18 protein-coding genes and 1 riboswitch are annotated in these 18,654 nt (G+C 34.8%); of the genes, 12 read left to right on the top strand and 6 right to left on the bottom strand.

From position 1 onward, the window contains the following. Positions 1–20: 20 nt before the first annotated feature. The gene (locus tag MNO09_RS25620; RefSeq protein WP_000172691.1) at positions 21–215 is read right to left on the bottom strand and encodes a hypothetical protein; all 195 of its coding nucleotides are present in this window, start codon (positions 213–215) and stop codon (positions 21–23) included. Positions 216–332: 117 nt separating this feature from the next. On the opposite strand from MNO09_RS25620, the gene MNO09_RS25615 reads away from it, so the two are divergent. Continuing rightward, on the top strand, positions 333–668 hold the full coding sequence (locus tag MNO09_RS25615; protein ID WP_000383652.1) for a DUF1878 family protein: 336 nt from the start codon (positions 333–335) through the stop codon (positions 666–668). A gap of 5 nt (positions 669–673) precedes the next feature. Here MNO09_RS25615 and MNO09_RS25610 read toward each other — a convergent pair whose 3' ends face one another. From MNO09_RS25610 to MNO09_RS25600, 3 genes are all read right to left on the bottom strand, one after another. Continuing rightward, complete coding sequence (locus tag MNO09_RS25610) at positions 674–1,231, bottom strand: HTH-type transcriptional regulator Hpr (protein WP_000834920.1); 558 nt, start codon at positions 1,229–1,231, stop codon at positions 674–676. Positions 1,232–1,529: 298 nt separating this feature from the next. After that, the gene (locus tag MNO09_RS25605) at positions 1,530–1,892 is read right to left on the bottom strand and encodes a YtxH domain-containing protein (RefSeq protein ID WP_000030297.1); all 363 of its coding nucleotides are present in this window, start codon (positions 1,890–1,892) and stop codon (positions 1,530–1,532) included. 185 nt (positions 1,893–2,077) lie between these two features. Beyond that, positions 2,078–2,512: an HIT family protein gene (locus MNO09_RS25600; protein WP_001016840.1), complete on the bottom strand. Its 435-nt coding sequence runs from the start codon at positions 2,510–2,512 to the stop codon at positions 2,078–2,080. 559 nt (positions 2,513–3,071) lie between these two features. Here MNO09_RS25600 and ecsA point away from each other — a divergent pair. From ecsA to ecsC, 3 genes are read left to right on the top strand one after another with little or no spacing between them, the layout of a single operon-like run. Further along, on the top strand, positions 3,072–3,815 hold the full coding sequence (gene ecsA, locus MNO09_RS25595; RefSeq protein ID WP_001292612.1) for an ABC transporter ATP-binding protein EcsA: 744 nt from the start codon (positions 3,072–3,074) through the stop codon (positions 3,813–3,815). After that, positions 3,808–5,019: an ABC transporter permease EcsB gene (gene ecsB, locus MNO09_RS25590; RefSeq protein WP_001089128.1), complete on the top strand. Its 1,212-nt coding sequence runs from the start codon at positions 3,808–3,810 to the stop codon at positions 5,017–5,019. The genes ecsA and ecsB overlap by 8 nt, the downstream gene beginning before the upstream one ends. A gap of 13 nt (positions 5,020–5,032) precedes the next feature. After that, entirely contained in the window at positions 5,033–5,740 is a 708-nt protein-coding gene (ecsC, locus tag MNO09_RS25585) for an ecs operon protein EcsC (RefSeq protein ID WP_000634133.1), read from the top strand. A 39-nt stretch (positions 5,741–5,779) separates the two neighbouring features. On the opposite strand, the gene MNO09_RS25580 is transcribed toward ecsC, so the two are convergent. Next, positions 5,780–5,923: a YjcZ family sporulation protein gene (locus MNO09_RS25580; protein ID WP_078182943.1), complete on the bottom strand. Its 144-nt coding sequence runs from the start codon at positions 5,921–5,923 to the stop codon at positions 5,780–5,782. Positions 5,924–6,079: 156 nt separating this feature from the next. On the opposite strand from MNO09_RS25580, the gene MNO09_RS25575 reads away from it, so the two are divergent. The 7 genes from MNO09_RS25575 to MNO09_RS25545 all read left to right on the top strand — a co-directional run bounded on the left by MNO09_RS25575 (position 6,080) and on the right by MNO09_RS25545 (position 17,298). After that, positions 6,080–6,661, top strand: a complete 582-nt coding sequence (locus MNO09_RS25575) for a TetR/AcrR family transcriptional regulator (protein ID WP_000164847.1) — start codon at positions 6,080–6,082, stop codon at positions 6,659–6,661. A gap of 2 nt (positions 6,662–6,663) precedes the next feature. Continuing rightward, the gene (locus MNO09_RS25570) at positions 6,664–6,831 is read left to right on the top strand and encodes a hypothetical protein (RefSeq protein WP_000783815.1); all 168 of its coding nucleotides are present in this window, start codon (positions 6,664–6,666) and stop codon (positions 6,829–6,831) included. A gap of 79 nt (positions 6,832–6,910) precedes the next feature. Next, positions 6,911–7,387 (top strand): PH domain-containing protein, encoded by a 477-nt coding sequence (locus MNO09_RS25565; RefSeq protein ID WP_000371354.1) that lies wholly within the window; start codon positions 6,911–6,913, stop codon positions 7,385–7,387. Continuing rightward, on the top strand, positions 7,380–8,819 hold the full coding sequence (locus MNO09_RS25560) for a PH domain-containing protein (RefSeq protein ID WP_000278210.1): 1,440 nt from the start codon (positions 7,380–7,382) through the stop codon (positions 8,817–8,819). Before MNO09_RS25565 ends, MNO09_RS25560 begins: the two co-directional genes overlap by 8 nt. 190 nt (positions 8,820–9,009) lie before the next feature. Then, positions 9,010–9,663, top strand: coding sequence for a DUF975 family protein (locus MNO09_RS25555; RefSeq protein ID WP_000625389.1), 654 nt, complete (start codon positions 9,010–9,012; stop codon positions 9,661–9,663). 615 nt (positions 9,664–10,278) lie between these two features. Further along, the gene (locus tag MNO09_RS25550) at positions 10,279–10,815 is read left to right on the top strand and encodes a TetR/AcrR family transcriptional regulator (RefSeq protein ID WP_000028006.1); all 537 of its coding nucleotides are present in this window, start codon (positions 10,279–10,281) and stop codon (positions 10,813–10,815) included. Between the two features lie 171 nt (positions 10,816–10,986). Then, positions 10,987–11,079, top strand: a riboswitch (cyclic di-GMP riboswitch). A 60-nt stretch (positions 11,080–11,139) separates the two neighbouring features. Then, a complete protein-coding gene (locus tag MNO09_RS25545; RefSeq protein ID WP_241950064.1) occupies positions 11,140–17,298 on the top strand; it encodes a SpaA isopeptide-forming pilin-related protein in 6,159 nt (2,052 codons plus the stop codon). A 203-nt stretch (positions 17,299–17,501) separates the two neighbouring features. On the opposite strand, the gene MNO09_RS25540 is transcribed toward MNO09_RS25545, so the two are convergent. Further along, positions 17,502–18,245, bottom strand: a complete 744-nt coding sequence (locus MNO09_RS25540; RefSeq protein ID WP_001068148.1) for an IS4 family transposase — start codon at positions 18,243–18,245, stop codon at positions 17,502–17,504. Positions 18,246–18,499: 254 nt separating this feature from the next. Between MNO09_RS25540 and MNO09_RS25535 the strand changes: the two genes are divergently transcribed. After that, positions 18,500–18,610, top strand: a complete 111-nt coding sequence (locus MNO09_RS25535) for a YjcZ family sporulation protein (protein WP_000540371.1) — start codon at positions 18,500–18,502, stop codon at positions 18,608–18,610. Positions 18,611–18,654: the final 44 nt, after the last annotated feature.

Raw genomic sequence — 18,654 nt, 5'->3', positions numbered from 1 at the left:
TGAGGAAGGGGCTTCCTTCCTCACTTTCCATGAAATATAATTTCTATATAACTAGAAATTAATAAAATTGTTATACATACATTAATAACCCGAAAGACACTGGGTTGGCGGCTCGCAGCTATTTGTTTTCGTTCACACAGTGTATGTGTCATGAAATTCGTGTAAAATATAACAAGAAGTGCGAATGCGACAAAAACAACTGTTATAAGTGTCATGAGGCGAGACCTCCTTTTGGTAAAATACATATACTTTATATATTGTATCATACGATATTTTGTTCGTGTTATAAAATTCAGAAATAGAAGACTTTGTGTTAGAAAGAGAGGGAGAAAATGGACGTTGTTAGAAGATTAGAACAAGCTGAATACTACGTAGACCTACTATTTAAAATGATTGATGAAGAAAAGTGTCCATTTTATTCTTTGATCATAAAGAAAAAAGCTCGTAAAAAAGATATTGAACGTATACTAAATCTTTGTGAAATATTGAACGAGCAATATGTAGTGGAGAAAGCAGAAGGGCTTCTTTTGTTCGATGCGCTGTTAGATCAATTTGAAAAAGCGCTTCCACATCAGCTCGAAGTACACGAAACTGCGGAAGCGCTAGCAAAACAAGGTTTATTTAAGCCGCTTATGAATGAATTCTTAAGCATGATTGCGAAACAATAAATAGATTACTTCTTAACTAACTTCTGATCGGATTCCGTAAAATTCTCCTCAATATTCTCTAATGATTTCTCAAAAATATCGATGAAGTCTTGTCCGTAAATGTTGCGCAAGATAGCGATAAGTTCGATATTTTCTGGGAACTTACCATAGAAATTACGAAGTGCAAGAGCCCCATTGAATACAGAGTTATTTTCAGGATCATACTCCTCCATTAAGCGAAGTAGTAATTCTTCCCCTTTGTCTGTAATCTCAATGTACGTATTTCGTTTATCATCTTCTTTTTTCGAGAACACAAGATAGCCGCGTTCTTCTAGCTTTTTCGAGAAGTTAAACGCCGTTGATACGTGCATAACTCCAAACTTAGCAATCTCAGAAATAGAAGCCCCTTTTAAATGATAAGCGATTGACAAAATATGATGCTCATTAATGTTTAAATCGTAAGGCTTAATCCACTGTTGCCAATCTTTCTCTACACATTTCCATAACGCTTTCGATAATTGAGCAATGCGTTGGCTGAAAATCATCGCTTCTTTTACCGAGTAATCTTTTTCTCCACTTTTCATTTACTCACCCACTTTAACATTCTTTTTCATTACTATCTATTATGCCAGTAAAGTAAAAATTAATAAAGTCTTTTTGTGAGAATTGTGAAAATTTTTCGGAAAAATGACATTCTATACAAATCATGCATAAGCATGGAAGCGTTTTATGAGTCGTGAATACATGTGTTGTCCTTACATGTTAAGTGATAACATATATTGTAAATGCATAAAAACACGGCATATCTGTGTGATATGCCGTGTTAAGGTCAATTTATATAAAAAATATTTGTTATATGCAAAAAACTAAGCAGGAATTTGTTTACGCTTTTTCCGGAACAGCTTCTTGTAGTTTCTCAATTGATTTTTGAATGTCCAAAATTTCTTGCTCAATATGTCGTTTGTTTTGAGAAATATCTTGCTTCCAGTTAGAAAGCGTGTCTTGCATATCTTCTTTTAATTCTTGAAACACTTCTTTACCTTCCGAAGCAGTTTCAACGATTTGACGTTTTAATAATTTTGTATCAGCTGTAATATCAGCTAAAGTCTTTTTAATATCAGTTCCTTTTTCTTTCAGCTTACCGCGCATAGCTTTACCAGAAGAAGGAGTAGAGAAAAGAACGGCTAATCCAGCAACTGCTCCGCCGCAAATGACACCTGTAATAAAGGATTTAGCTTTTGACATAAAAGGAAACCTCCTTATTTTTTGTTCGTATTCATGATGTGAAAAAATATGCATATCTTTAAGACAAGGGAAAGAAAAGTGTGCAATGCACATTCCCTGGCATCTTGAATGGAGAAACAAGCCATGCAATATGTAATCACTTTAGGAAAGTGGCTTGTTATGTATTACTTCTTATTATAGTGTCATTATTTCACACTATTTGCAATTGTACTTGCGATGTTTTGTAAATTTTCCATTGTGTATTCATTTTGATGTGATTTCCAAACAGCACCGAAACCATCGTTTTCACCGTAGCGTGGAATTAAATGAAGGTGGAAGTGGAACACAGTTTGTCCAGCTTTTTCACCGTTATTGTTAAGTAGGTTAAAGCCAACTGGATTAAACTCTGCTTTAATCGCATTTGCGATTTTCGGAACGACAGAAAAAATGTGTGATGCGATTTCTGGCGTTAACGCAAAAATGTCTTGTTTGTGAACTTTTGGAATAACAAGAGTATGTCCTTTTGTTACTTGACTAATATCTAAAAATGCAAGCACATGTTCATCTTCGTATACTTTTGAGCAAGGGATTTGCCCGTCAATAATTTTACAAAAAATACAATTGTCCGCTGTATGGTTCATTGATCTCATCCTTTCAAGTAGCCTTAGCCGTATTTTACCATAATTATATAAGAGAACAAACACGAAAAACAGGAAGCTGACTCAGCTTCCTGTTTTCTGAAGAGGGATTGAAAAAGCATTATCGTAATTTACGTTTCGCAGACACCTCATTTATTTAAGAAATGCACGGTAAATCGGCTAAAGTTTCTGCCGTAGACACCCCATTTTCAAGTGAAATGAATTGCAATCTTTATAAAAGGAAATTGTTTATTTTTTAAAACAGTATATGCTCTTTCGGAGACACCCCGTTTCTAAAATGAAACAAATGATCTGGTTATGTGTAAATTTCTTTGTCCAACATGGACACCCCATTTCATGATGACTTCACTATGTTGTTGTACTCATCAATTGGTGGTCGCTTTTTCAATGTGTTCCTTCTTCACTAATTATGATGTCCGCTTTCGTAAAAATATATGCGAACAAATTTAAATTTTTTTTGAGGGCATCGATACTATGTAGTACAGCGTTATTTTTGGTAAGATGAATATAGAATGAATACTAATGAAGAAAGTGGTGTCGTATGAGCGAGTTATTGCGTGTAGAAAATGTTACAGGAGGATATACGAAACGACCTGTACTAAAAGATGTTTCGTTCTCTGTGAATAAAGGCGAACTTGTCGGCTTAATCGGTTTAAATGGAGCCGGGAAGAGTACGACGATTAAACATATTATCGGTTTAATGGAACCGAAAAAAGGAACTGTCACAATTAATGGGAAAACAATTCGTGATGATATGACAGCGTACCGTTCTAGTTTTTCGTTCATCCCAGAAACACCAGTATTATATGACGAGCTAACGCTAGAAGAACATTTGAAGTTAACAGCGATGGCGTACGGTGTCGAGGAAAAACAATATGAAGAACGTGTAGGGCAACTATTACAAGAATTTCGCATGAAAAATCGTTTAAAATGGTTTCCATCTCATTTCTCAAAAGGGATGAAACAAAAAGTAATGATTATGAGTGCGTTTTTAGTGGAACCATCTCTTTATATTGTGGACGAACCTTTCGTTGGGCTTGATCCGTTAGCGATTCAATCACTTCTTCAAATGATGGATCAAATGAAAAAGAGCGGTGCAGGAATCTTAATGAGTACACATATTTTAGCGACGGCAGAGCGTTATTGTGATTCATTTATTATTTTGCATCAAGGCGAAGTAAGAGCGAAAGGAACATTATCTGAACTGCAATCACAGTTTAATATGCCAGGTGCAACGTTAGATGATATTTATATTGCATTAACGAAGGAAGAAGATTATGAATAGCACAGCATTATGGAAAGAACGATTTCGTCACTTTCTAAAAGAAGTTCGTACATATAGTAAATACGTATTTAATGATCATTTGAAATTTATTTTCGTATTCATCATCGGCGCAGGTGCGTATTATTACCAGCAATGGTTACAAACGTTAACCTCTTCGTTTCCGACAGCGCTCGTTATGGCAGTGTTGCTTGGACTCGTATTAACGGCCGGATCTATTCAAACGTTATTAAAAGAAGCGGATCTCGTTTACTTGCTGCCAGTTGAAGAAAAGTTAAAACCGTACTTTACAAAGGCATTTCTCTTTACGTTTATGATTCAGTTATACATAATCGCAATCGTAGCGGCAGCGCTTGCCCCGTTATACTTCCAGCAAATGAAGCAAACAGGAGCGGCTTACATATGGATTGTACTTGCGTTTGTCATTGTAAAAGCGTGGAACTTATTCGTCGCGTGGGAAAAATCATTTTTAACAGATCAAAATATACAAAGAGCTGATTGGTTCATTCGTTTTATTTTAAACGGTTTATTTGTGTACTTCCTTGTAGAGCGTACTTCCGTTATTTTTGTTGGCGGAATCATCCTTCTCATGGTGTTATACCTTGTAGTACTGCATCAAATGGTGAAGGGAAAGCCGCTAAACTGGGAGTACTTAATTTCTGAAGAAGGTAAGAAGATGATGATGTTGTACCGCATCGCGAATATGTTCGTTGATGTACCTGCATTAAAAGAAAGAGTAGCACGTAGAAAATGGCTTGATTTCATTCTTTCAATGATTGGTGAGAAGCGTACATATTTATACTTATATACGAGAACGTTTTTACGATCTAGTAACTATTTCGGCTTATATGTGCGTTTGCTCGCTCTTGGCGGAGTTATTTTGTACTTCATTCCGTTTTTATATGGACGATTTATCGTAAGCCTTATTTTCCTATACTTAATCGGTTATCAGTTATTAACTTTATGGAAACATCACCGCATGAAGATTTGGCTTGATTTGTATCCGGTAGGGGGAGAAGAGAAGAAGAAAGATTTTCTTGTCTTATTAAATGCGATCCTTATTACCGGCAGCGTTGTATTTACAGTTATATTCGCCCTTGCGACGAAAGATTTCATGATGACGGGAATTTTACTAGTCGTAAGCATAATATTTAGTATCGGTTTCGTTTATCAATACGGGGCGAAACGTATTGAGCGTTTAAATTGAAGGGAATGAACCTATGATTACATACGAAGAGAAGGTTATAAAAGAATTGGAGCAGTGGAAAGCTACATTCATGAAAGATTCTTCTATGATGACGCGGTTCTCTAAGAAAGTGCAGACGAAAGTACAACAGCTTATTCCGGCGAAAGTGCAAAAAGTATTAACGGAAACGATTCGGATGATGGTGCAAACAATTAGTGCCGGATCAAACTTTATAAAGCCGAAATTAAAAGAGACGAACTGGTCATTGCAAAGAAGAGACGACGAAGTACGTAAAAAAATGGATGAGTACAAAAAAATAGCAGCGGCAGAAGGAGCAGGGACGGGAGCTGGCGGTATTCTCCTTGGCCTTGCTGATTTTCCGCTTTTACTCGGCATTAAAATTAAATTTTTATTCGATGCCGCAACATTGTACGGATTTGATACGAGTAACAAAGAGGAGCGCCTTTTTATCCTTCACGTTTTTCAACTTGCCTTTTCAAGTGACGATCACCGAAAAGAAATATGGAAAGCAATCGAAACGTGGGATACAGAAGAAGAAAATCATATGGACTGGGAAAAGTTCCAAACAGAGTACCGAGACTATATCGATTTAGCAAAAATGCTTCAGCTCGTACCAATAATCGGTGCCCCGGTTGGCGCATATGCGAACTATCAATTACTGCAAAGACTCGGAGAAGTGACGATGAATTGTTATCGTATGCGACTACTTAATAGAAATTAAAAAGAAAGCATCCTAAATGTGTAATTTAGGATGCTTTTTTTAGAAGTTAATGCCGATATAGCTAACTCCGGCAATAATCAATACGATGAAGAGTACAACGATGAATGGAAATCCGCTTTTACCACCTTGTCCAGCATCACCGCCGCCAGTGCCACCACTACCACCTTTACCGCCAAGTCCCATAGGAATATCCTCCTTATTGTTATATGTTGCTTTTACTTTATACTTTTCTGCATTTACCAATAAATTCCTCCTGAAGCGCTAACTAACTTGCAAATCATTTCGTTTCATTTTATAATTTACTTACCGACCGGTAAGTAAAAATAAGTGAGGTACAGTATGACAAAGAATTTACAAACATCGCAAAACATTGTCGAGGCATCATTTAAACTCATGGCAGAGCACGGTATTGAGAAGATGAGCCTTTCCATGATTGCGAAAGAGGTAGGTATTTCAAAACCGGCTATTTATTATCATTTTTCTTCTAAAGAAGCGTTAGTTGATTTTTTATTTGAAGAGATTTTTTCTGGTTATCATTTCGTTAGTTATTTCGATAAAGAAAAATATACGAAAGAAAAATTTGCAGAAAAGTTAATTGCCGATGGTTTACATATGCTCTCTGAGTATGAAGGTCAAGAAGGAATATTACGTGTTATAAATGAATTTATCGTAACTGCATCGCGAAATGAAAAGTATCAGAAACGCTTATTTGAAATACAAGAAGATTTCTTAAATGGTTTCCACGATTTATTGAAGAAAGGTGTAGAACTTGACGTTGTTTCACAACATGCAACGGAAGAAAATGCTCATACGTTAGCGCTTGTGATCGATAATATGAGTAATTACATGCTGATGGGATTCCAGTTAAAGTATAAAGAAATTTGGATTCAAAATGTGAAAAACGTAATGAAGGAGGAATAAAAGTGAAAATGCAAAAAAACTGGTGGCTCGGTTTTCTTGGGTTCATTGGAGTGTATAAAATTCCAGGCATGATAGAAGCTTTTCAAGCGGATGGAAGTTGGATGAAGCTAATCGGTTTCATTTGGCTACTTTGGTTCGGATATTTTATTCCTGAGAAGAAAGAAGATTAAATTTCAATTTTATGTAAAGTTATGTAAAATATAGATTGAGAGTATTCATATATTAGATTACTAGATTTGGAGTGGTTACATGGATCCATTGAAAAATGAAATTCACCCTGACATGGTCAAGGTGTGGAAAGTTCGTGCTGTAATTGAAGAAGGGATCGGTATTCTTGTCATTTTAGCTTACCTTTTCCTCATGATAAAGTTTGATTGGTGGGCATGGATTTTGTACGTGTTAATTGGGTTAACGGTTGCACTAGCGCCATTGGAGTACTTCGTATTCCCGAAACTTCGTCAGCGTTATTATAGCTATCAACTAAATGAAGAAGAACTTGAAATTCAGCATGGTCTTTTCGTCGTAAAGCGCGTATTAGTACCGATGATTCGTGTGCAGCACGTGACAATTGAACAAGGACCGATTATGAGAAAATATGGTTTAGCAGAATTACATATTTCTACAGCGGCAACTTCTCACAGCATCCCAGGCTTAACGATGTATGAAGCAGAAATGTTGAAAACGAAAATCGCAGAATTAGCGAAAGTGAGTGATGAGGATGTATAAGAGGCAGCATCCAATCACGATGTTATTAGAATTAAAAATAACAGACTTTATACCACTCATTATTTTCATGTTTAGCTTAAACGGAAAATTCCCGTTTTGGTATTTAATTCCTGCTGCATTCGGTTTACTTACCGTTTTTTCAGCATTTGAAAAATGGTATTACACAATATATTGGGTTGAAAATAACGTATTGCATGTGAAACAAGGGCTCTTTGTGAAGAAGGAGAGCTATTTAAATAAAGAACGTGTTCAAACGATTAACACAAGTTCTAACGTGTTATATCAAATGCTTGGCTTAAAGAAAATTCAGATTGAAACAGCTGGCGGAGGCGATGATGCAGAAGTTAGCTTAGCTGGTATTACAGTAGAAGAGGCAACAGAGCTTATTGCAATGCTAAATGAGCCAACTCCAGAAGTGAAAGCAGAAGATACATCAGAAAAAGTAGTCGAAAAAGAAATCGTTACAGAAGAAAAACAAGCGACAGAATACAAATTAACTTGGAAAGAAATTTTATTAGCATCTGTTACATCTGGTCAGTTTGGACTATTATTCTCATTAATCTTTTTCGTGTATCATCAAGTAGATGAGTACATTCCGAAATGGATAGAGAATGGCGTAAAGTCGTATGTAATGGAACATGATATATATGGCTGGATTTTCATGATAGTCATTTTGATCGTCCTTTCGTGGATCATATCGACAATTGGTTACGCGTTAAAACATGGAGATTTCACAGTGAATCGAAGAAATGATGAAGTCCGCATTTCGCAAGGATTACTTGAGAAAAAAGAACTCGTCCTAAAGTTACATCGTATTCAAGGTATTACGATAAAAGAAAGTATTTTACGTCAGCCATTCGGTTATTGTGCTGTGCAAGTAGAAGTCATTCAAAGTAAAGGACTGGGTGACGAGAAAGAAAAAGTTACACTGCATCCTATCATTCGAAAAGATCGCGTACAACAGTTACTTGCACATTTACAATTACCATACGAACTGAATACAAACATTATTTCATTACCAAAAGCAGCATTACGTCGTTACTTAATTGATAGTTTTATATTCTTCGCAATGCTAGCAATCCCGCTTATTGGAATAAGTATATACTCTGAAAAGCACTTCATCATGTGGGCATTAATTCCGCTCGCGATTCTCATCTTTACACTTGGATACGCAACATTTAAAACGAATGGTTACAGTGTAAACGGAGAGCAAATTACGCTTGTATATCGCAGCATCGGAAAATATACAGGACTTGTTAGAAGAAGACACATCCAATCAATGGAAAAGACACAATCATATTTCCAGCGCCGTGCAAATTTATGTACGTATAAGTTCTCTAACGCATCATCGAATTACAAATTAGAGCATACGAGAGTAGAAGATGCGAAGAGAATGCAGGATTGGTATAAGAAGAGATTAAGTGAAGATTAACTTGAAAAAGCTTGCCTATTATGAAAGGCAGGCTTTTTTTGTTATAGGAAAATGAGGGGCTTAATCCATATATTAGTACAGCTACAGCGCACATATATCGAAAAAGTAGTATACTTCTATTTCAGGGAAATCTGTGGGATTTTTCATATAAATGGTATACTAATATAGAAAAAGTATTAGGAGGCTATATATGATAAGTCAGTTAAAAAGAGCAGCACTTGATGCATTAAAAGGAAAATGGGGGTTAGCGGTAGGGGCAACCTTATTAGTCGGAATCCTTATTGGAGCTGTTGAAATGCTAACCACAGGTATTTTCTCAATGTTTTGGGGTTGGGAAGAAGCAAATGAGTCACTTACAGTAACTATTATTGCAATGTTTATTATCGGTCCGTTAACAGTGGGTGCTTCTTATTTTGTTTTAAATGTAATTCGTGGGACTAATGCTCGTATCGGTCATATATTTAGATGGTTTAACGATGGAAGTAAGTTTATGAAATCGTTTTTAACATATTTACTAATGAATGTGTACTTGATTCTATGGACATTACTTCTTATTATTCCAGGTATTATTAAATCATTTTCTTATTCTATGACATATTTTATTTTGAATGATCATCCAGAATATACAGCGAATCAAGCGATTACTGAAAGTCGTCGTATGATGAATGGACATAAAATGGATTACTTTTTACTATGCTTAAGCTTCTTAGGTTGGTTCATTTTAAGTATTCTTACTTTAGGAATCGGTTTCTTATGGTTAGTACCTTATTTCTACACGACATCAGCTGCATTTTATGAAGAGATTTCAAAAGAATATTATAAAAAAGAAGACACTACTTTCTAATAACCACCTATCCCCTAAAGAATATAGGGCATAGATAGTTTAGATGTTCTGTTTAGGGGAGGCACTTTAGGATAAGTTATAGGTTTTTATATAGAAATTCCGCCCTCTATGTTTTAGCATAGAGGGCTATTTTTTTATGTGAAAATAATGAATAATATATGTGGAAGGAAAAGCGAGGTGAATGAGAGTCAGCATAATTTGGAACTAGTGTATACTGTAAAACGTTCACAATGATAGAAAAAACCAGTAAGCATATTAAATAACTAATAGAAAATTTTTTCAATGGAATCATCCTTATAAAATTCCACTTTATTTTTATGAAAATATAAACCTCTTTAAATTACAGATTATATATATAAGGATAATTAATTTTTATACATTTCGTGTTTATGGATATATTTTCAATGAATATAAAAGTATAGATGTATAGTCAACTTTGAGTGTTTAATGTTATCATATTGAATGATATGGAAATTTTTAATAGAAGAAGCAACGAAAAATTCAAAGGTAATGGAGCCTTTGTTGTATAAAGAAAATATTTATTGTTACTCAGCAATATTAAAAATAAGATACGCATTTATATAAATTTAGTAGAAATGGGGGGGTTAAAAAGGAATGAGTATAAGTATAACAAGGCAAAAGATTTTAGCAGCCGCTTCTCAAATTGTGCAATGTAAAGGGGTTGCTAAGTTAACTTTAGAAGCGGTAGCAAAAGAGGCGGGGATAAGTAAAGGTGGATTGTTGTATCACTTTTCAACTAAAGAAGCTTTAATAGAGGGCATGATACTCAAAGGGACGGAGGAGTATCAAGACGCTATTCACAATAAAGTTGCGGAAGACTTAGAGAAGAAAGGAAGGTGGGTACGTTCTTTTGTAGAGGAAAGATTAAGTAATGAGAGAAGAGTAGAAGAGCTGGGGAGTAGTATGATGGCAGCATTAATGCTAAAACCTGAATTACTTGAACCGTTACAACAATCATTTCAGCAACTGCAAAATAAAATAGAAAATGATGAGATAGATTCAGTTTGTGCCACAATTATTAGATTAGCGGCAGATGGATTATGGTATTCGGAATATTTAGGGGTTGGAAGACTAAGCCCTGAATTAAGAGAAAAAGTGATTCAAGCTCTTATTTATAATTCATATAAATAGAATATACGAACTATATAATGTAAAATAATTCACCATTGCTTATTTAATGCACTGGTGAATTATTTTTTTTATTAGAAAAATAGAACAATTTTACAGAGTATTGAATTATAACCGTCCAGACGGTATAGTAATATTTGGTTTAAGAGGAAAATGAAACAAAAAAAGAATAAAAAATATTTTTAGCACACTATTCGAAAGGATAGGCCGCAAAGCTTAGAGTCTACGGTAATACATATTGGTTACTAAGATCGTCTGGTTGCACATTTTTGATGCAACCGGACGGTCTTTTTTTTGTTATATAAATATAAAAAATAGGAGGGGATTATGCAAATGAAAAGTACTAAAAGGCATATTTCGATGGTTTCATTAGTTTTTCTAGTATTATTTTCAGTACTAAATGTGTGGGCTCCAGTTATTCAAGCCGCTGTGATAAAAAATCCAGTGGACGAGATTAATATCTCCCGTACTGATGGTACAACGTCTGAACCATATCAAGCCTCAGATGGTATGAAAGTAGAAGTGAAGTGGTCAGCTAAAGAAAAAATAAAAAGTGGAGATCAATTCACAATTGATATGCCAAAAGAATTCAGAAAAGATCTTATGAATATGAGTTTTCCTTTAAAAGATGCTGAAGGAAAAACAGTTGGTACATGTGAGATGAAAAAGGGTCTATTGACATGTACTATGGGTGATTACGTAGAAGGAAAGAATAACATTAAAGGTTCTTTATTCGTAGAATTTTATTTTGGTCTAGAAGCATATGATGGTATTAAAAAAATCCCATTAGAATTTAACGTTGATGGTCAAATCGTAAATAAAGAAGTAAGTGTAAATAATACGACAGAGAGACCGAAGCCACAGCCCAATACAGATAATCTATTGAAATGGGGTTCTTATAATCAGGAAGACCCTTCAATTGCAGACTGGACGGTATATGTAAATGCAACTGGAACAGAAATGCAAGATCTTAAATTAACAGACACATTAGGACCTGGGCATGAATTAATTACAAATAGTTTAGTATTAGAAGAGGCTGTATTTGAAGATGGCTATGCACCAACAAATGTTAAGCCAGCAGATTTATCTAAAATTAAAATTAATGCAATGAAAACTGGATTTACAATTGAATTTCCAGACAGCTCAAAAGGTTATATTTTAAGATATAAAACAAAGATTACTAATCCTGCTGCAAAGCCTCATAAAAATACAGTGAAATTAGAAGGTAAAAATATTGTAACTGAAGAAAAAGTGGGAGAAGTATTCGTAAGTGGTGGGGGAGGAACCGGTTCAGGTGACGATAATCCACCTAGCATTGAAAAAAATATAGTAGATGAGAATGGTAAGCTTGTAGAGAATCAGCAGTTAACACAAATGGATCAAGCTATTCAATACCAAGTTGGTACACATATACCGAAAAATTCACCTAATTATACGTCAATGGTAATTAGTGATGATTTAGAAGATGTTTTAGAAGTATTAGAGGCAAAAGTATATGATCAAAATGGTCAAGATATTACTTCTAAAGGAACGTTAAATATAGATAAACAAAGAAGTGAAGTAACATTTGCGTTTGGTGAGAATTTTGACTATAAGTCATATGAAGACCAGGTAATTAACCTCAGCATTAAGGCGAAAATTAAAGCTAATGCAGATTTATCTTCTTACGTAGATAAGAAGATTCCTAATAAAGCGGAATTACATTTTGATGATAAAACATTAACATCGAAAGAAGTAATTGTTACGCCGCCTGAAGCTCCAAAAGAAGGTACAGTATCGATTCATAAAATAGATGCTGAGAATCCGAACAAAGGGTTGAAAGGTGCTGAATTTGAAGTTCGAAATAGTGCAAATGAAGTTGTTGCAAAACTGATAACGGACGAAAACGGCTTTTCAATACCTCAAACTTTAGCTCCTGGGACGTATAAAATTTATGAAACAGTAGCACCAGAAGGATATCAAAAATTAACAATTCCAGTAGAGGTTACGCTTCAAGCTGGTGAAACAAAAGCCATTGAAGTCAAAAATACTTTGCAAAAGGGTCAAATCGAATTAAAGAAAATTGATTCGGAAAATGGTGAAAAACCATTAGCAAATGCAGAGTTTGATATAGTAAAAGACAGTGTAGTAGTTGAGCATATTGTTACAGATAAAGATGGTAAGGCAATCTCTAAACCGTTAGCGCCAGGGAAATATATTTTAAAAGAAACGAAAGCGCCTGAAGGATACCAATTAAAAGAAACAGAGTTCGAAGTAAATGTAACAGGGGACGGCATATTCCCAATAACAGTAAAAAATGCAATGACAGACAAAGGTAATGTAGAAATTACAAAGGTGGACAAAGAAAACGGTTCAGTATTAGCGGGTGTCGAATTTGAAGTTCAAGATGAGAAAGGTGAAGTAGTAAAAAAAGTAACGACGGATAAAGAAGGAATGGCAAACGTTTCAGATCTTTCAGTAGGAAAGTACAAATTAGTAGAGACGAAAAGCTTACTAGGTTACAAGAAACTAACAGAGCCAGTATCGTTTGAAATTACAAAAGGTATGACGAAAGTCCTATCATTGAAAGTAGAGAATGAACAGTTAGATAAAGGTTCAGTAGAAATTACAAAAATAGATAAAGACAGCCAGAAAGCATTAAAAGGCGTAGTTTTCGAAGTACGAGATGAAAAAGATAAAGTAGTAAAAGAAGTAACAACAGATAAAGAAGGAAAAGCGAACGTTTCAGATCTTTCAGTAGGAAAGTACAAATTAGTAGAGACGAAAAGCTTACCAGGTTATAAGAAACTAAAAGAACCAGTATCATTTGAAATTACAAAAGGTATGACGAAAGTCCTATCATTGAAAGTAGAGAATGAACAGTTAGATAAAGGTTCAATAGAAATTACAAAAGTAGATAAAGACAGCCAGAAAGTATTAAAAGGTGTAGTCTTCGAAGTACAAGATGAAAAAGATAAAGTAGTAAAAGAAGTAACAACAGATAAAGATGGAAAAGCAACAATTTCAGATTTATCAGTAGGAAAGTACAAATTAGTAGAAAAAGAAAGCTTACCAGGATATAAGAAATTAATAGAGCCAGTATTGTTTGAAATTACAAAAGGCATGACCGAGATCTTATCATTAAAAATAGAAAATGAAATGGTAGATACGGGGAATGTAGAGATAACAAAGATAGACAAAGATAATAAAGCACTGCTAGCGGGAGTAACGTTCGTTGTCCAAGATGAAAAAGGTAACGAAGTTAAAAAAGTAACGACAGATAAAGAAGGAAAAGCAAATGTTGCAGATTTACCTGTAGGCAAGTATGAATTAGTAGAGATAGAAAGTTTACCAGGTTATAAAAAGCTAGAAAAACCAGTATCATTTGAAATTACAAAGGGCATGACCAAGATACTATCATTAAAAGTAGAAAATGAAATGATGGATACTGGAAATGTAGAGATAATAAAAATAGATAAAGATAGTAAAGCACCATTAAAAGATGTTGTATTTGAAGTACGTGATTCAAAAGGAAAAGTAGTAAGAAAAGTAACAACAGATAAAGAAGGAAAAGCAAATGTTGCAGATTTACCTGTAGGCAAGTATGAATTAGTAGAGATAGAAAGTTTACCAGGTTATAAAAAGCTAGAAAAACCAGTATCATTTGAAATTACAAAGGGCATGACCAAGATACTATCATTAAAAGTAGAAAATGAAATGATGGATACTGGAAATGTAGAGATAATAAAAATAGATAAAGATAGTAAAGCACCATTAAAAGATGTTGTATTTGAAGTACGTGATTCAAAAGGAAAAGTAGTAAGAAAAGTAACAACAGATAAAGAAGGAAAAGCAAACGTTTCAGATTTATCTATTGGAAAGTATGAGTTGGTGGAAGTAGGAACACCAGTAGGATACAAACCACTTGAAAAGCCAATTTCATTCGAAATTGAAAAGGGCAGAGTAACAGCATTAAAGCTAACAGTCGAAAATGAATTAGTAGATACAGGAAATGTAGAAATTACAAAAGTAGACAAAGAAAATAAAGATGCTTTAGCTGATGCAGTATTTGATATTCAAGATGAAGCAGGACAAGTAGTCGCTAAAATAACGACAGATAAAAAAGGACAAGCACAAGTCACTAATTTATCAGTTGGAACATATAAGCTAGTAGAAGTGAAAGCACCAAAAGGATATAAGCAATTAGTAGATCCGATTGCTTTCCAAATTGAAAAAGGTATGACAAAATCTCTTGCTTTAACAGTAGAAAATGAAATGTTAGACAAGGGTAACGTAGAAATTACAAAAGTAGATAAAGACAGTCAAAAAGCATTAGCAGGCGTAGTCTTCGAAGTACAAGATGAACAAGGAAAAGTAGTAACGACAGTAACAACAGATAAAGAAGGAAAAGCAACAATTGCAGATTTATCTGTAGGAAAATACAAATTAGTAGAGAAAGAAAGCTTACCAGGTTACAAACAATTAACAGAACCAGTATCATTTGAAATCAAAAAAGGTATGACGAAAGTTTTATCACTAAAAGTAGAGAACGAACTGTTAGATAAAGGAACAGTAGAGATTACAAAAGTGGATAAAGAAAGTGGCGCAGTATTAGCGGGCGTAACATTCGAAGTGCAAGATGAAAAGGATAAAGTAGTAACAAAAGTAACGACAGATAAAGAAGGAAAAGCAAACGTTTCAGATTTATCAGTAGGGAAATATAAGCTAGTAGAGGTAGAGAGCTTACCAGGATATAAAAAACTAGCGAAACCAGTATCGTTTGAAATCAAAAAAGGTATGACAGAAGTTTTATCACTAAAAGTAGAGAACGAATTAGTAGATAAAGGTTCAGTAGAAATTATAAAAGTAGACAAAGAAAGTGGCGCGTTATTAGAAGGCGTAACATTCGAAGTGCAAGATGAAAAAGGAAAAGTAGTAACGAAAGTAAAAACAGATAAAGAAGGAAAAGCGAAAATTTCAGATCTATCTGTAGGAAGTTACAAACTAGTAGAAGTAGAGAATTTACCAGGCTACAAAAAATTAACAGAGCCAGTATCATTCGAAATTAAAAAAGGTATGACAAAAGTCTTATCATTGAAAGTAGAGAATGAACAGTTAGACAAAGGCTCAGTAGAAAGTACAAAAGTAGATAAAGATAGTCAAAAAGCATTAGCAGGCGTAGTCTTCGAAGTACAAGATGAGCAAGGCAAAGTAGTAGCGAAAGTGACAACAGATAAAGAAGGAAAAGCAAACATTTCAGATCTATCTGTAGGAAGTTACAAATTAGTAGAGGTAGAAAGTTTACCAGGTTATAAAAAGCTAGAAAAACCAGTATCATTTGAAATTACAAAAGGTATGACGAAAGTCTTATCATTGAAAATAGAGAATGAATTGGTAGACAAAGGTAATGTAGAAGTTACAAAAGTGGATAAAGACAGTGGAACAGTGTTAGCGGGCGTAACTTTCGAAGTGCAAGATGAACAAGGAAAAGTAGTAACGAAAGTAAAAACAGATAAAGAAGGAAAAGCAAACATTTCAGACCTATCTGTAGGGAGTTACAAATTAGTAGAAGTAGAAAATTTACCAGGCTACAAAAAACTAACAGAGCCAGTATCATTCGAAATCAAAAAAGGTATGACAGAAGTTTTATCACTAAAAGTAGAGAATGAACAGTTAGATAAAGGTTCAGTAGAAATTACAAAAATGGCTGCTGAAAGTAAGAATGTATTATCAGGAGCAGTATTTGAAGTTCATGACGAAAAAGGCAAAGTAGTAACGAAAGTAGCAACAGATAAAGAAGGAAAAGCGAAAGTCTCAGACTTATCTGTAGGTCACTACACACTTGTAGAAGTAGAAGCACCAAAAGGTTATGAAAAATTAACTCATCCAATTCCATTTGAAATTACAAAAGGAATGATAAGTCCAGTTCAATTAGAAGTATTGAATAAATTGACTTCTTTAGCACCACCAGGTCCAGAAGAACCAGAAACAACGGATCCAGAAAAACCAGAAACAACGGATCCAGAGAAACCAGAAACAACGGATCCAGAGAAACCAGAAACAACGGATCCAGAAAAACCAGAAACGACGGATCCAGAGAAACCAGAAACGACGGATCCAGAGAAACCAGAAACGACGGATCCAGAGAAACCAGAAACGACGGATCCAGAGAAACCAGAAACGACGGATCCAGAGAAACCAGGAACAACGGATCCAGAGAAACCAGGAACAACGGATCCAGAGAAACCAGAAACAATGGATTTAGAGAAACCAGGAACAACGGATTCAGAGAAACCAGAAACAACGGATCCAGAGAAACCAGGAACAATGGATTCAGAGAAACCAGGAACAACGGATTCAGAGAAACCTGGAACAATGAATCCAGAGAAGCCTGAAAAAGAATTACCGAAGACAGGACAGAAAATGCCTGTGGAACCATATATGGGAGCACTTCTTATTATGATGAGTTTTGGATTGCTCGTATTAGGTAGAAAACAGCAGAGATAATAAAAATGAAAAAGGTATCCTCAAAGTATTGGAGGATACCTTTTTTATTTGGCATAAAAAAACATTTAGCAAAAGGGGTAGCAGCACATGCCCATCAAGCTAATCAAGTAATTTACTAGATATGAAACGATCCTTGGTTCAAAACTAACAATTGATAGAAAAGTAGGCATACTAAAGAAGCCTATTAAAATCTGATTTTTTCGCTAGGCAGTTTGTCTATGCTTCACCGTCGTTTTATACACAATCCCTAGAATATCAAAGACGGTCATTTTTTTATACCGATGACATTTACGACCGTTCTTTTTGAGCAATAGATAAAGACGATGCAAAATTTTCAAAAGTTGTTTTGTGCCAATGGCTATCGCTTGAAACAGTAACGGAAAGTAATCTTTAATCATATAAATCGCCTTGTATTCACTTAGCTCCTGATTTGTTTTTTCAAGCAGAAACTGTCGCATTTGAAACATCGTAGAAGAACAGAGGAGAATACCGATTAGTTGTCCATATAAATGGCACTCTAGGCGCTCTCTTTTAATGTTTTTACATTCATCAATTTCAAAAAATGACTTCCACGTTTTAAACAAAATTTCAATCTGCCAACGAAGTGAATACAGTGAGTGATTTGAACAGAGTTTTTGTGTGAGAAGAGAAGTAAAGACTTCTCGAAGAAATGCGACAGCTGCTGGATTAAAGCGTTGATTAAATCCTTCTGATCTCATCAGTACTCCAGTTGAAGCTTCTAACTGACTGCACAAATGTGTAAGTGATGCGCTGGCTACTTCTTGACTGATCCATACGCAAAGGGCAATGAGTTCGTTCGCTTGATACTTACTAGATCGCTGTACAAAGCCAACTTGTTTGGCGATATCTTGTAGGACTACTGAAGATAAAAAGTATTGTAGCTCTTGTGCGAAAAGATTCAGCTCATTTGAAATAATAGGATTCATTAAAAACACCATCCTTTCTCATAAACTTCTTACGATAAGCATAGCGTTTTTTTATTTTGAGGATATGATTTTAACTTCGCTTGATGGGCATGGGGTATCTCCAGCATTTTGGAAAAGGCACCTTTGGGTGTCTTTTCTTTATTTTCAAAAGGACCTGCTCAATCCATTCTTCAAAACATAAGGTAAAGTGAACCCATTAAACGTATGGAATGAACCCTAGTTTTACCCTCTGATCTAAAGGGTGCACTATTATTATGGGATATGGTGGTAGTTGCGGCGAAGGCTGCGGTTTCGCTGGAGGATTTGCTTTATTAGTTGTATTATTTATTTTATTAATCATTATCGGATGCAGTTGCTTCTGCTAAAAAACTATTGGAAAAATCCCTACATAAAATGTAGAGATTTCAGA

The sequence above is a fragment of the Bacillus sp. N5-665 genome, from assembly GCF_022637375.2.
In the GTDB taxonomy this organism is placed as follows: domain Bacteria; phylum Bacillota; class Bacilli; order Bacillales; family Bacillaceae_G; genus Bacillus_A; species Bacillus_A wiedmannii.
Note: the sequence above shows the minus strand (reverse complement) of the source record. Positions and strands in the feature narration are given on the sequence as shown.